This is a genomic window from Pseudomonas sp. KB_12, from assembly GCF_052114545.1.
Classification (GTDB): domain Bacteria; phylum Pseudomonadota; class Gammaproteobacteria; order Pseudomonadales; family Pseudomonadaceae; genus Aquipseudomonas; species Aquipseudomonas brassicacearum.
Genome location: NZ_JBFREY010000049.1, coordinates 1 through 13807, shown reverse-complemented (window position 1 = coordinate 13807; position 13807 = coordinate 1). Strand labels below are relative to the sequence as shown.

At 63.0% G+C, this 13807-nt stretch carries 9 protein-coding genes; 6 read left to right on the top strand and 3 right to left on the bottom strand.

Going from position 1 to position 13807, the window contains the following annotated elements; genetic code table 11:
• Positions 1 to 30: 30 nt before the first annotated feature.
• Both tssC and tssB read right to left on the bottom strand, forming a co-directional pair.
• Positions 31 to 1512, bottom strand: a complete 1482-nt coding sequence (gene tssC, locus AB4Z20_RS25975) for a type VI secretion system contractile sheath large subunit (RefSeq protein WP_014337906.1) — start codon at positions 1510 to 1512, stop codon at positions 31 to 33.
• A 29-nt stretch (positions 1513 to 1541) separates the two neighbouring features.
• A complete protein-coding gene (gene tssB / locus AB4Z20_RS25970; RefSeq protein ID WP_018605731.1) occupies positions 1542 to 2102 on the bottom strand; it encodes a type VI secretion system contractile sheath small subunit in 561 nt (186 codons plus the stop codon).
• A 224-nt stretch (positions 2103 to 2326) separates the two neighbouring features.
• On the opposite strand from tssB, the gene AB4Z20_RS25965 reads away from it, so the two are divergent.
• From AB4Z20_RS25965 to tssA, 5 genes are all read left to right on the top strand, one after another.
• On the top strand, positions 2327 to 2776 hold the full coding sequence (locus AB4Z20_RS25965) for a hypothetical protein (RefSeq protein ID WP_018605733.1): 450 nt from the start codon (positions 2327 to 2329) through the stop codon (positions 2774 to 2776).
• Between the two features lie 64 nt (positions 2777 to 2840).
• Positions 2841 to 4172, top strand: a complete 1332-nt coding sequence (tssK, locus tag AB4Z20_RS25960; RefSeq protein ID WP_258688447.1) for a type VI secretion system baseplate subunit TssK — start codon at positions 2841 to 2843, stop codon at positions 4170 to 4172.
• Positions 4173 to 4190: 18 nt separating this feature from the next.
• Positions 4191 to 4952 carry a DotU family type IV/VI secretion system protein gene (locus tag AB4Z20_RS25955; RefSeq protein ID WP_212800111.1) on the top strand — a complete coding sequence of 254 codons (762 nt, stop codon included), beginning with the start codon at positions 4191 to 4193 and terminating at the stop codon, positions 4950 to 4952.
• Positions 4949 to 8773 (top strand): type VI secretion system protein, encoded by a 3825-nt coding sequence (locus AB4Z20_RS25950; protein ID WP_442090948.1) that lies wholly within the window; start codon positions 4949 to 4951, stop codon positions 8771 to 8773. Before AB4Z20_RS25955 ends, AB4Z20_RS25950 begins: the two co-directional genes overlap by 4 nt.
• Complete coding sequence (tssA, locus tag AB4Z20_RS25945) at positions 8770 to 9852, top strand: type VI secretion system protein TssA (protein WP_442090946.1); 1083 nt, start codon at positions 8770 to 8772, stop codon at positions 9850 to 9852. The genes AB4Z20_RS25950 and tssA overlap by 4 nt, the downstream gene beginning before the upstream one ends.
• Here the strand turns inward: tssA and AB4Z20_RS25940 are convergent.
• A complete protein-coding gene (locus AB4Z20_RS25940) occupies positions 9849 to 10802 on the bottom strand; it encodes a 2-hydroxyacid dehydrogenase (protein WP_253475673.1) in 954 nt (317 codons plus the stop codon). The genes tssA and AB4Z20_RS25940 overlap by 4 nt on opposite strands.
• Positions 10803 to 11769: 967 nt before the next feature.
• Here AB4Z20_RS25940 and AB4Z20_RS25935 point away from each other — a divergent pair.
• Positions 11770 to 13050 (top strand): serine/threonine transporter, encoded by a 1281-nt coding sequence (locus AB4Z20_RS25935; RefSeq protein WP_253475670.1) that lies wholly within the window; start codon positions 11770 to 11772, stop codon positions 13048 to 13050.
• The last annotated feature ends 757 nt before the right edge of the window (positions 13051 to 13807 follow it).

The following is a 13807-nucleotide window of genomic DNA, read 5'->3' as shown; positions in this document are numbered from 1 at the left end:
AGTGAGAGCTTGCTCCCTTGCCAAGGGTGGTCAGGCAGCTACCGGCGGCGGCAGGGTCGCCACCAGGCGGATCGAGGCGGTCAGCTCCTCCAGTTGGAAGTGCGGGCGCAGGAACACCGTGGCCTTGTAGGCGCCTGGCTTGCCGGCCACTTCCGTCACGTCCACTCGCGCTTCGCGCAACGGGTACTGCGCCTTGATTTCTTGCGGCGCGTTGTCGTTGATCAGCACGTAGTCGGCGATCCAGTTGTTGAGGTAGGTCTGCACGTTGTCGCGGGTCATGAAACTGCCGACCTTGTCGCGCATGATCACCTTCAGGTAATGGGCGAAGCGCGAGGCCGCGAGCACGTACGGCAACATCGCCGAGATCCGCGCGTTGGCGTTAGCCTCGTTGGTGTTGTAGAGCTTGGCCTTGTTGGTGGTCTGGCCGCCGAAGAACACCGCCACGTCGCTGTTTTTCTTGTGGCACAGGGAGATGAAGCCCAGGTCGTTGAGTTCCTTTTCACGACGGTCGGTGATAGCCACTTCGGTCGGGCATTTGAGCGACAGATCCCCGGAACTGGTGCGGAACGTATGGGCCGGCAGGCCTTCGACCGCGCCACCGCCCTCGGCTCCGCGAATGGCTGCGCACCAGCCATATTTGGCGAAGGCTTCGGTGATGCGTTGCGCCAGGGTCCAGGCGGCGTTGCCCCACAGGTATTTGCTGTGGTCGGTGCCGTTGACGTCTTCGACGTAGTTGATGCCTTCCACCGGCAGCGTGTCCGGGCCGTATGGCAGGCGCAGCAGGAAGTGCGGCAGCACCAGGGACACGTAGCGCGAGTCTTCGCTTTCACGGAAGGCGCGCCACTTGATCAGCTCCTGGCTCTCGAAAATTTTTGACAGGTCCCTGGGGATCGCCAGTTCGGTGAAGCTGGTCATGTCGAACAACCGCGGGCTGGCCGCGGCAATGAACGGGGCGTGCGCGGCGGCGGCGACGTTCGAGAGTTTTTCCAGCAGGCCGATGTCCTGCGGATGCCGGCCAAAGGTGTAGTCACCCACCAGCAGGCTGAACGGGTGCCCGCCGAAGGTGCCGTATTCTTCCTCGTAGATTTTCTTGAACAGCGCGCTCTGGTCGAATTCGACGGCTTTTTCCAGATCGTTCTGCAGTTCTTTCTGGGTGACGTTGAGCAGGCGCAATTTGAGCCGGGTGCTGGTCTCGGTGTTCTGCACCAGCAGGTGCAGGCCGCGCCAGGAGGCTTCGAGTTTCTGCAGGTCCGGGTGGTGCAGCACTTCGTTGAGCTGGGCGCTGATCAACTGGTCGATCTGGCTGATGCGGTCGTTGATCATCGCCACGGTGTCCTTGTCGATGGCCATGCCTTCGTCGAGGACCTGGGTGGCGAATTCGGCCAGCATGTCGCGGGCGTAGTCTTGCTGGCTGTCGTCGTGGGCCATGCGGCCTTCGGCGATGATCTTGTCCAGCAGGGACAGGGTCTGGGTCGTGCTCTCGCTGGTTTGAGCGCTGGATGAAGCAGGCATGGTGTTATCTCCCTTAATGATGCGCGCGATCAGGCCTGTGGTTCGGCCGGGGCAGGGTCATCGTTGGCGGCCACGGTCGGCAGCTCTGGCGGTACGTCCTGGGGGCGCGCCGACTTGATTTCCTGCAGGCCTTCGGTGTTGGCGATCACGTCGCGCAGCAGCTTGTCCAGGTCGTCGTTGCCATCGAGTTTGGTCAACAGGTCCCGCAGGCGTTGGCGTGCTTCGAACAACCGGCGCAGCGGCGTGACCTGCTCCACGACCTTGACCGGATCGAAGTCGTCGATGTGACGGAAGTTGAGTTCGATGTTGAGCTTGCTGTCGTCGCCGCTGAGGGTGTTGTTCACCTGGAGCGTGGCGCGGGGGGAGATGGAGGCGAGCACCTCGTTGAAATTATCCCGATCGATTTCGGTAAAACGCCGCTCGTTGAGCTTGGGCAGCGGGTCCAGTGGTTTGCCCGAGAGGTCGGCCAGAATGCCGACAACCAGTGGCAATTCTTTTTTCTCGATGGCGTTGCCGATTTCCACGTCATAGGTGATCTGGACGCGGGGAGGGCGGACTCTGTCGAGCTTGTGCTGGGTACTTTCTGCCATGGCGGCCGACTCCGATGCATGTGCGGGCGCAATGCATCGGGAGTCCCGCTCATCGCAATCCCTTGCTGATCCACAGGTTGCAAATGGACGGCAGAAAACCTGTCATTCCCTTGACGAACCTGGCGCATTCGACCGTGTGGGTCGAACTACCCAAGACGCTAGAACAGGTCTATAAAAAAGCAAGCAAAAACAATTTTTGACCGCAGAGAAAAGGAAGATTCATTTTGCGTGGGTTTTTTTTCGGATTTTTTTTGAGCCTGGCGCTCACCGGTTGCTCGCTTTTTGCCCCCAGCGTCGACCTGGACAGCCTGACCCTGGACGTCGCGCCCCGGGCCAATGACGACACGCCGATCGCCGTGGACTTCATCGCGGTGAACGACCCGGACCTGCTCAAGCAGCTGTCGGGCATCACCGCCAGCCAATGGTTCGCCGAGCGCGAACAGTTCCAGCGCGACTATCGTCAACTCATGTCGGTGTGGGGGCTGGAGCTGGTTCCGGGGCAATTCATCGACCGCCAACCCTTCCCGTTGGAGGGCCGGCGCGCCGCTGGACTTTTGGTCTTCGCCAGCTATAACACTCCCGGAGCCCACCGGCTTCGGTTGGACGATCAGCGCCAGGCCTGGCTGAAGTTCGACAGTCGCGAGATGACCCTCGTGAATGATGGGGCTCGATGACAGCCAGCCTTGAGTGACCGCGGGCCGCCATGCGCGGCGACATTGGGATGTCGAAGGGAGTCGTATGAGTCTGTTACCTGACGCGGTGTGCTGGCATGAGGGCATGCAATTGCTGCCCCAGCATTTTCAATTGCAAGGGCTGCGTGCCGAGGCCCTGGCTGCGTATTTTGCCGGGGCCTGCAACCCTTGGTTCTGGGGTGTCAGCCAGTTGGAAGTCGATCCTTCGGCCCTCAGCGCCGGCCAGGTGCGGCTGCTGCAATTGCAGGGCACCTTGCCGGACGGCCTGCCGGTCAACCTGCAGGCTGGTGTCGGGCCGACCCTGGAGCTGGACATCGGAGAGGCGATCGACAAGACCGACGATGCCACCGTGACTGTGTACCTGGCCGTCAGCCCGCTGTGGCGCGCCGGGCAATTGGTGCCGCTCAAGGGGCGCCTGCAATCGGTGGTCGGCGAGGCGTTGCCAGACCTCACCAGCGGTGCATTTCCCGAGTCGATCACCGTCTGGCGACCCAACCCGAGGCTGTGCACGCAACTGAGCAAGGCCGATTCGATCTGCCTGCCGCTGTTGCGCATCCGCAAGGAGGGCGGTGGCTTCTGGCGCGTGCCCTACACCCCACCGACGCCGATCCTGTTGCCGGAGTCGGCCCTCGGTCGACGGGTCGCCGGGGTATGCGCCCGGGCCCGGGAAAAGTGCATGTTTCTCGCTGGTCGCTTGCGCCAGGCCCAGGCGGCCGGCAACCAGGACGATGCCATGGAGATCCGCCGGCAATTGACCGCCTTGTGGGCGCGCTTGCCGGAAGTCGAAGGCGCGCTGAACACCCGGGTGGCAACGCCCCAGGCGCTCTACGGTTTGCTGCTGGGGCTGGCCGGGAGCTGGTCGGCCCTCGATCCGCTGGCGGGCGTCCCGGCCTTCGCACCGCTGGATTTCCTCGAATTGCAGCGCGGCTACGAGCCGTTGCTCGACTGGCTGGAAACCACCCTGGAGCTGATTCGTGCCGGCTATCGCAGCCTGGCTTTCGAGCGCAACGAGCAGGTCTTTTCGATCCAGTTGCCTGACGACCAACCGGACCAACGCCTGGTGATCGGCCTGCGCATGCCCAACGGCGCCAGCGAGCAGGCGGCGGGCGAGTGGTTGCGCGGGGCGATCATTGCGTCGGCGCGGCACATCCCGCTGCTCAGCCGACAACGCATGAGCGGTCTGCCCCACCAGGCCATGAGCCGCAACGAACAGGTGGCCTACAGCGTGGGCGACGACACCCGTTTGTTTGTGGTGGCCGCCAGCGGGCAATGGTTCGACGCGCAATTGCCGCTGCACATCGTGGCGCCGGCATCGGCCCAGGCCAGCAGCCCGTGGCAAGTGGTGTTGTTCGTGGCGCAAGCCAGTGAAAGTGCCTGATCGCAAAAGGGGAGTCGTATGCCTGATGGAAGTGGCGGGGCGGTTCGGAGTCTGCATGAGGCGCCGCTGAGCAGCGCTTTTCGCCAGGCCTGGCTGAAGTGGTCCCAGGAATGGCAAGACTTGCCCAAGGACAGCGACCCTGCGGTATTGGTCAATCGGGTGGTGGAGTTTTCCGGGCGCAGCGCCCAGCGTCTGTGGCGGGTGGCCTTCGCCACCGTCGGCGACGCCGCGACCGAGCAGGTCAAGTCGCTGGTCTATGCCTTCGTGGCGCTGGTGGACGAAACCTTGCTGTTCAGCCCCTGGCCCGGACAACTGGCCTGGCAGCAGCACCCCCTCGAATCACGCATGTATGCCAGTCGCCAGGCTGGCGAGCGCTTGCCGGCGGCGATCAAGAAACTGCTGGACGAGCAGATGCCCGGCACGCGGGACCTGGCGAATGTCTACCTGCAATGCCTGATCCTCGGGTTCCAGGGGCGATTGCGTGGTGAGCCGGGCCAGGTCCAGCATGAGAAATGGCGCCTGGCGTTGTTCACGTTTGCCTGGCAGCACGAACCCGATTATGTCGATGTCAGCCAGCGCCTGGCGCTGTCTTCGGCGACGCCGCCAGTGCGCATGCCGGTGCAGCAATCGCTGCCGGACGGCTTTCGCCTGGGGCTGGCGATCCTGGCGATGGTGTTGTTGCTGACCGGCTTGGGGCAGGTGTTCTGGCGTGACATTCGTTTGGAGCTCGAGCCGGTGCTGCAACTGAATGAATCGGTGGTTCAGGAGCAGGACTCATGAGCACCCTGAGCATCGTTGCCCTGGTGGTGCTCGCCATCGTCGTGGTGCTGTTGATCGCGGCCCTGATCTGGTGGCTGCGGACCCAGGGCGGGGCGGCGATCCGCAGTTTCTATGGGGCGGTGCGCCGCATGGAACAGGAGCAGGGCACCCGGGACCGCTATCAGATGCCTTGGCTGATGATGCTCGGCAACGAAAGCGACGGCGCTCAACTGTGTGCCCAGTGGCGCTTGCAACCGACCGACAAGGCCGCCTGGTTCGGGCGCTGGTTTTCCGATGCCGAGGGCTCGGTGCTGGTAGTGCCCCAGGCGTTGTTCCTGCCCGATGAAGGCATGAACCGGCAACGGGGTAATTGGTGGCGCCTGTTGGGGCTGATATTGCGCTTGCGCAGCAAGCGACCATTGGATGCAGTGATCTGGACGGTGCCGTTCAGCACCCTTGACGACATCGAACACACCACCGAGCTGAGCCTCAAGGTCCGGCGGTGCTTTATCGACTTGTTGCAACGGTTCGGCCTCAGCCTGCCGGTGTACGTGGTGATCACCGGGATGGAAGAGCTGCCCGGGGTCCAGGAACTGGTCAGCGCGCTGCCCGCCGAGGCGCGTGAATCGATGCTGGGCTGGTCCTCGCCCTATTTGCCGGATGCGGCCTGGCAGTCGCAGTGGAGTGACCAGGCCCTGGACCAGGTCAACGCGGCGCTGTCGCAGTCGATCATCGAGATCGGTGCGCTGTCGGGGCAATTGGGCAGCGATCTTTATGGGTTGCCGGAGCGCTTCGAAGGCTTGCGACGGGCCTTGCAGATCCTGCTGGAGCCGGTGTTCCAGGGCAATGCCCAGGGCGAAGCGCCGCGTTGTCGCGGGGTGTATTTCACTGCCAGCCAGGCGCCGGCTGTCAGCGGTGATGGTTTGACCGCCGCCGACAGTGTCCAGCGGCAAAGCGTGTTCGCCCGGCAGTTGTGGTCACGACGACTGGTGGCTGAGCGTGGTTTGGCCCAACCTGTGCCGCGGCTGCTGCGCCTGCGCCAGCGCGGGCATCGGCTGGTCGGAGCGGTGGCGTTGGTGGTGGGGCTGGTCTGGTTGGGTGGCATGGTCTGGGTCTGGCACGATTCGGTGGAAGAAGCCGAAGGGCTGTCGCGCTTGATCCTCAGCACCCATAAGAACCACCTTGTGGTCGACCCTGACGAACCGCAGCTGGAACCGACCCGGCACAACGTGCAGAACTACTGGAACATGTTGGAAAAGGCCCCGCGCTGGCGCTTTGTCTCGGTGGTCTTTCCCACTTCGTGGTTCTCTTGCGTGGACACGCAGCTGGAGAATGGGTTGCGCCTGACTGCTCGGCGCCATTGGATATTGCCTCTGCGGGACCTGCTCAATTCAGACCTGGAGCAGCTCAAATCCATCCGCAACACCGAGCGGCGGGGCAATGTGGAGAACGAAGACCCGGCGCAATGGCAGAGCTACGTGAAGGCCAAGGCGCTGGTGGACCTGGCGGTACGCCTTGAACAGCACAACCAGATGTTCAGCCAGGTGGTGAACGATCCCAAGGCACCGCTGGACGAACTGGTGCAACTGAGCAACACCGCCTTGTCCCTGGGGCTCAATACCGGCACCTTGAGCCGGCCACGGTTCTATAACCGGGTGCTGTTCGATGCCCAGAACAGCGATTTGAAAGGGCTGGACCTGAACGCCGCGCGCCCGGTGATCTCCGATAACTTCACCGGCCTGATGCAGCGTTGGCTGGACCATTACTTCCTGGCGGACAACTTCGTGCGCCAGGCCGGGTACCTCAAGCTGCACCTGCAACGGCTGGAGGCCGGCAGTGGCAATTCGTTGAGCGAACTCGAAGACCTGATGGCGCTGATCGACGATTTGCAGACCCTGGTCAGCCTGACCAACTCGGCCTGGGGGCGGGGCAAGGGCCAGGACCTGGTGCCCGGTTACAGCCAGATGCTGGACAAGGTCAGCCACAGCACTTTGCTGGGGCCGGATATCGAGCAGGACCTGGAGAGCCAGGCGGCGAAGTTGCAGCAGAGCTTTCGTGACCAGTGGATCGTCCAGACCGGCTCCCGGGACAATCTGCTGGTGCAACAGGGCAGTGGCCTGCTGGTCCTGCAAGACCATGTCACGGCGCTGGATGGTGCGGTGCAGGCGCTGTTCAAGCGTGATTTCGTGGCGCTGGCCATGCAGAAGGATCCGTCGGGCAACAACCCCGATTCGATGGGCCAGGGCGATGGCAGCGATGATTTCAGCGTCGCACTGAACTACTTCGCCAGCTACAAGAGCTATGCCAATGAAGAAATGCCGCGCATTCCGCCGGATTACCGTGACGCGCTGATGCAGGCCGCTGAAGGCGCCGCGGCCCGGGCCATGTGGTTGAGCCTGGATGAAAGCGACGAGGCGCTGCCCGGCATGGGCTTCAATGTGCAAACGACCCAGGCCGTTGCGCTGCAAAAAGCCTTCATGGACGTGCACCGTGGCGACCTGGCGATGCGTTTCCAACGTCTGCTCAATCGCCGGGCATTGGCGCAGCTCAAGAGTGGCCTGGACGAAATCGATGCCCAGCCGCTGTTCAGCCAGCGGGCCGATGTCCAGCGTTGGGACGGTTCGAAAAACTTCGGCTTGCAACTCTACGGTGCCAGCGATCCACAAGACCTGAAGCTGAACCTGGCCCAGCAATTCGGCGCGATGTTGCAGATCGCCGAGCAGCGAATGCCCGCGCTGGAATGGTTGATCGTCCAGCAGGACAACCTGTCGGCCCTGGAGCACGACCAGGTGGCACGTTTCATGGCCCTCAACGATGAGTTGCTCAAGTACAAGAATCAGAACCCGGCCAGCTCGGCGGCCCAACTGGAACAATTGGTCAGCCGGGACTTTATCGCCATGGACACCACCTCCTGCGCGCAGATCTTGCAGACCTCCAGCCTGCCCGGTGGTCGCGGTGACCTGGCCCTGCGCACGGTCGCGTTGCAGCAGGGCGCCCTGCAACGGTGCCTGTACCTGCAACAGAACCAGGCCGCGACAGCCTGGAATGACGTCGCCAACTATTTCAATCAGTACCTGGCCGGGCGCTTCCCGTTTTCCCAGGATGTGCGGGCCAGCGATGCCGACCCGGCGCGGGTCCAGCATTTGCTGGAACTGATCGACACACGCCTGCCCCTGGCCCAGGCCGGGCTGACGTTGAGCCAGACGCCAGAGCGGCTGGCGGCCGAGGATTTCCTCAACCGTTTGAAACAGGCCGGTACTTGGCTCGGGCCGCTGTTCGTACGGGACAAGAGTGGCATCCTGGGGGTGGAAATGGACGTGCGCTGGCGCACCGATCGCGATGAAGAGCGTGGCGCCGACCAGGTGATCGCCTGGAGCCTGGACGCCGGCAACCAACAGATCAGCTACCCCGGCGGCGGCCAGCAGAACCTGCGCTGGATGGTCGGCCAGCCCGTGCGCCTGACCTTGCGCTGGGCCCGCAACGGTTATCAGCGTCCGGCCAACGACCCGCTGCAACCGAACCTGGTGGTGCGCGACCTGGAGGCCGGCTGGGAGTACCAGGGGCCTTGGTCATTGCTGCGCCTGATGCGCTCGCAGGTGGCGAGTCAGCGCCAGCCGAATGTCGACTACACCGATTTCCCCCTGGCCCTGCAACTGCCGGTGATCGCCCAGGCCCAGGCCCGCACGGCGCAGCAAACGTTGATGTTCGTGCGCCTGTCATTGATGAGCCAGGGCTCCAAGCTGCCTTTGTCGATCCCGCCGCTGCCGACGCGGGCGCCCCGTTCACCTTTCATGGCGAGCGCATCGAGCCCCGCCATCGCCACTCGTGAGGAGGGCCTGTGAGCTTGCCGATATCGCCTTTGCCTGAGCTGGTCAGCCAGTTGCTCGAGCCGATCAGCGCCGAATCGCCCTGCGGCCCGGACCTGCGCTACGAACCGGAATATGACCAGTTGCGCGAATTGCGCCGGGAGGACGATACCAGCCTGCCCACCGGTGTGTGGCAGTCTTCGATCAAGCGCGCCCTGTGGCCGGACCTGGAACGGCTCGCGACCACGTTGCTGCTGGAGCGCAGCAAGGACCTGATGATCAGCGCCTGGCTGGGGGAGGCCTGGCTGCATATGGCCGGGCTGGAGGGATTGCCGGGTAGCCTGGCGCTGGTGGCGGGACTGTGTGAGCGCTATCCGGAGCAGTTGCACCCCCAGGCCGAGGAAGGCGACCAGTCTTGGCGGTTGATCCCCCTGGAGTGGTTGGCCCGTCGCTACAGCGAAGTGCTGCTCACGCGGGTGCCGTTGTTCGACGGCCGGGAACAGGCCTTCGCCGCTTTCTGCCTGGACGACTGGCAACGTTTGCAGCGCCAGCAAGTGTTGGTCAACGACAGCAAGAACGCCAAGGCCTCGGCCGAAGCGGCGCGCAACGATCAAAAGAAACTCGGCGAACTGATTCGCAACACACCCTTGTCGTTCTGGTTGCATCGCCAAGGCAGCCTGATGTTGAGCCTGCAACACCTGCAACGGCTCGAAGCCTGGAGCGACGCTTACCTGGGCAACCTGGCCCCGGGCTACAAATCCCTGCAGGACGTGATGCAGGCCTTGCTGACACTGGTAGAGGAGTTCATCGCGATGCACCCACAGCAACCCACCGTCGCGCCGGTGCAAAGGTCCCCGGCGTCCACGACGTCGACGTCCCAGCCGCAGGCGGCACCTGCCCAGGTCTTCCAGGAACCGGCCAATCGTGAAGAGGCCTATCGACAGTTACTGGTCATCGCCGGTTACCTGGCTCGTACCGAACCCCACAGCCCGGTGCCCTACCTGATCCGACGCGGCGTGGAGTGGGGCAACAAGCCGTTGAGCGAGCTGTTGGGTGAACTGATCAGTGCCGATGCCGAATCCCGACGCTTGTGGACGTTATTGGGCGTTCTCTAACGCTCCTCGTCGGGCCACGGTACTGGTGTCAACACCGGTTTGCCGGAAAAGAACGCGGTCAGGTTCTGGCCCACCAGCTCTACCATGGCGCGGGTCGCTTCCGGCGACAGGCCGGCCACGTGGGGGGTGAGGACGACGTTGGGCAGGTTCTTCAGCGCCTGCGGCACCTCGGGCTCGTGATCGAACACATCCAGGGCCGCTCCGGCTATTCGCCGGTGCTCCAGGGCGCTGATCAGATCGGCGGTGGCAACCACGCTGGCCCTGGCGACGTTCACCAAAAAACCTTTTGGGCCGAGCGCATCGAGGGTCTGCTTGTTGATCAATTGCCGGGTATCCAGGCCGCCTGGCGTGGCGACGATCAGGAAGTCCGAGACCCGCGCCAGTTCCGTGGGAGTGGCGCAGAAGGTGTAGGGCACGTCGTTGCGCACCCGGCGATTGTGATAGCTGATACTCATGTCAAAGCCCAGGGCGGCCCGTTTGGCGATCGCCATGCCCACCGCGCCAAGGCCCAACACGCCCAGCCGCTTACCCGCCAGGGAGGGGCGCGAAACCCTTGGCCATTCGCCCCGTCGCAGGGCGGCATCGGAGTGGGGTATGTCGCGCACCAACGCCAGCAACAGCGCCATGGCATGGTCAGCCACCGACGACGCGTTGACCCCGGCGCCGTTGGTGACCACGATGCCCCGATGGCGTGCGGCCTGCAGGTCTACTTGTTCGTAACCCGCACCGATCACGCAGATGATTTTCAGGTTGGGCAGGGCGGCGATCTCTTCCTCCGTCAGGCCCAGGGGGCCGCGGGTCAGCACTGCGCTGAAGCGTTCACCGTGTTCGAAAATCGCCGTCTTGCGTTCGGCAGGCGTGGGCGCCAATTCCAGGTGGTAACCCTGCTTCTCGAGAATAGGCAGGCATTCATTGACGGTTTCAACCAGTACCAGAACGGTTGCGGTCATGCTGGGCTCCTGTGGGCGCTGGGGCGATTTCAAGTATTCAACCTGATTGTAGGAGCCGGGGGCAGGGGGGCTTGGCTTTTTATGTGCATTTCGGTCGTAGTAGTGAGTACATATCCATTTCTGCGGTAACGGCCGCTTAGGGTTCCGCCCTGACGGCGGCTCACTTTTGAAAAGCGCAAAAGTAAGCAAAACGCTTTTGCCCCACCACTTGGTGCCTCGCCTAGGCTCGGCATGCCCTCACTCCGGCATTGCTCCGTGGGCCGCCGCGAAGGGCCATCCATGGCCCAGCGCGGCTAACCCGGCATCCATGCCGGGTTGCCCACTCCACAATGCCTGCGTTCGGCCATCGTGGTTAACGGGGCGCCCGAGATCAACGTCCACGCCGAGGCGGCCTAGTAGCCGGCCTGGCTCTCCTGGTCGTACACCCATCAGATCTGTTTGAGCAGGACCTGTGGGAGCAAAGCTTGCTCGCGAGGCGGCTTTATAGCCGACCTGGTTCTCCCGGTCGTACACCCATCAGATCTGTTTGAGCAGGACCTGTGGGAGCAAAGCTTGCTCGCGAAGGCGGCTTTATAGCCGACCTGGTTCTCCCGGTCGTACACCCATCAGATCTGTTTGAGCAGGACCTGTGGGAGCAAAGCTTGCTCGCGAGGCGGCTTTATAGCCGACCTGTTTCTCCGGCTGTACCCCGATCCCATTGTGGGAGCGAGCTTGCTCGCGAAGGCGGCGGTACATTCAGCGCTGATGCAAGCTGACCCTCCGCTATCGCGAGCAAGCTCCCACAGGGAATGCAGGGATAATTCTATGGCGGCGATCTGATACGCATAACCGCTCCTCAGCTAAGCCTTTGCTTCTGCTCGCGAATCCCGGACAATCGCGCCCCTGTTTCGGCCAGGGCGCTGCCTGTCGGGCTTTTCCGACTCGTCCTGGCCGGGTGCATGTGACCGGAATACGGAGATCCGCCCGGATGAATGATCAGGCCAATAGCGTCGAAGAGCGCTTTGAAACGACAGTCCCAGCCACCCTCAGCCAGTGGAGTCGCCAGGACACCACGTGGATGCTGGGCCTGTTTGGCACCGCCATCGGTGCAGGTACTCTGTTTTTACCCATCAATGCGGGCCTGGGCGGCTTCTGGCCGTTGCTGATCCTGGCGGTGCTGGCGTTCCCCATGACGTTCTATGCCCACCGGGGCCTGACCCGTTTCGTGTTATCCGGTCGCGACGGCGCGGACATCACCGAGGTGGTGGAAGAACATTTCGGCCTCAAGGCCGGTGCGCTGATCACGCTGTTGTACTTCTTTGCCATTTTCCCGATCCTGCTGATCTACAGCGTGGCGTTGACCAACACGGTGGGCAGTTTCCTGGAGCATCAGTTGCATATCCAGCCGCCTCCTCGGGCTGTGCTGTCCCTGGTGCTGATCCTGGGCCTGCTGGCGGTGGTCCGCTGTGGCGAGCAGGCGATCGTCAAGGCCATGAGCCTGATGGTCTACCCGTTCATCGTTGCGCTGCTGTTCCTGGCGGTGTTCCTGATTCCCCACTGGAGCGGCGGCATCCTGACCACGGCGTCCACGCCGCCTGAGGCTTCGGCGCTGCTGCATACCTTGTGGCTGGCGATCCCGGTGATGGTATTCTCGTTCAACCATTCACCGATCATCTCGGCCTTTGCGGTGGACCAGAAACGCCGCTACGGCGGCAACGCCGAGGAGCGCAGTTCGCAGATCCTGTCGCGCGCCCATGTGCTGATGGTGGTGATGGTGCTGTTCTTCGTGTTCAGCTGCGTGCTGACCCTGACCCCGGCGCAACTGGCCGAAGCCAAGGCGCAGAACCTGTCGATCCTGTCGTACCTGGCCAACCACTTCAGCAACCCGACCATCGCCTTTGCTGCGCCGTTGATTGCGTTTGTCGCCATCTCCAAGTCGTTCCTGGGGCACTACATCGGCGCCAGCGAAGGCCTCAAGGGCTTGATCGTCAAGAGCGGCCGCCGCCCGGCGCCCAAGACCCTGGACCGCCTCACCGCGGCGTTCATGCTGGTGGTGTGCTGGATCGTCGCTACCCTCAACCCGAGCATCCTGGGCATGATCGAAACCTTGGGGGGGCCGGTTATCGCAGCTATCCTGTTTTTGATGCCGATGTATGCCATTCGCAAAGTTCCGGCCATGGCCCGTTATCGCGGCCAGGCTTCGAATGTCTTCGTTACGTTGGTGGGTTTGGTGGCGATTACGGCTTTGGTTTATTCCCTCTTGGCTTAGGCCTTTATTGGGGGGGCGAGGTTGGTGTGTATATCCGTTTCTGCGGTAACGGCGGCTTAGGGTTCCGCCCTGACGGCGGGTCACTTTCGAAAAGCGCGAAAGTAACCAAAGCGCTCCTGCCCCACCACTCGGTGCCTCGCCTAGGCTCGGCATGCCTGAACGAAGGCATTGCTCCGTGGGCCCGCCGCGAAGGGCCATCCATGGCCCTGCGCGGCTAACCCGGCATCCATGCCGGGTTGCCCACTGCGCAATACCTTCGTTCAGCCAGCGTGGTTAACGGGGCGCCCGAGATCAACGTCCACGCCGAGGCGGCCTTATAGCCGACCTGGTTCTTTGTGGGACCGTGTTTGTCCTGTGGGAGCGAGCTTGCTCGCGAAGGCGATGTGTCAGTTTACGGTGATGTTGGATGTGCCGGCCTCATCGCGAGCAAGCTCGCTCCCACAGGTTTTGCGGTGTATATGGGTTTTGTGTTTGCTGAAGATCCCCTGTGGGAGCGAGCTTGCTCGCGATAGCGGAGGCTCAGCCACATAGATGCTGGCATGTATCCCGCTCTTGCTCTTGCTCTTGCTCTTGCTTTGGATCTTGATCTTGATCTCGACGCCCCGTTAAACCACGCTGGCCGAACGCAGGCATTGCGCAGTGGGCACCTCGGCATGGATGCCGAGGTAGCCGCGCTGGGCCATGGATGGCCCTTCGCGGCGGCCCACGGAGCAATGCCGGAGTGAGGGCACACCGAGCCTAGGCGAGGTGCCGAGTG

Coding starts and splice junctions, on each gene's coding strand:
- tssC (WP_014337906.1), bottom strand. CDS start 1,512: ATGCCTGCTTCATCCAGCGCTCAAACCAGCGAGAGCACGACCCAGACC.
- tssB (WP_018605731.1), bottom strand. CDS start 2,102: ATGGCAGAAAGTACCCAGCACAAGCTCGACAGAGTCCGCCCTCCCCGC.
- tssK (WP_258688447.1), top strand. CDS start 2,841: ATGAGTCTGTTACCTGACGCGGTGTGCTGGCATGAGGGCATGCAATTG.
- AB4Z20_RS25955 (WP_212800111.1), top strand. CDS start 4,191: ATGCCTGATGGAAGTGGCGGGGCGGTTCGGAGTCTGCATGAGGCGCCG.
- AB4Z20_RS25950 (WP_442090948.1), top strand. CDS start 4,949: ATGAGCACCCTGAGCATCGTTGCCCTGGTGGTGCTCGCCATCGTCGTG.
- AB4Z20_RS25940 (WP_253475673.1), bottom strand. CDS start 10,802: ATGACCGCAACCGTTCTGGTACTGGTTGAAACCGTCAATGAATGCCTG.
- AB4Z20_RS25935 (WP_253475670.1), top strand. CDS start 11,770: ATGAATGATCAGGCCAATAGCGTCGAAGAGCGCTTTGAAACGACAGTC.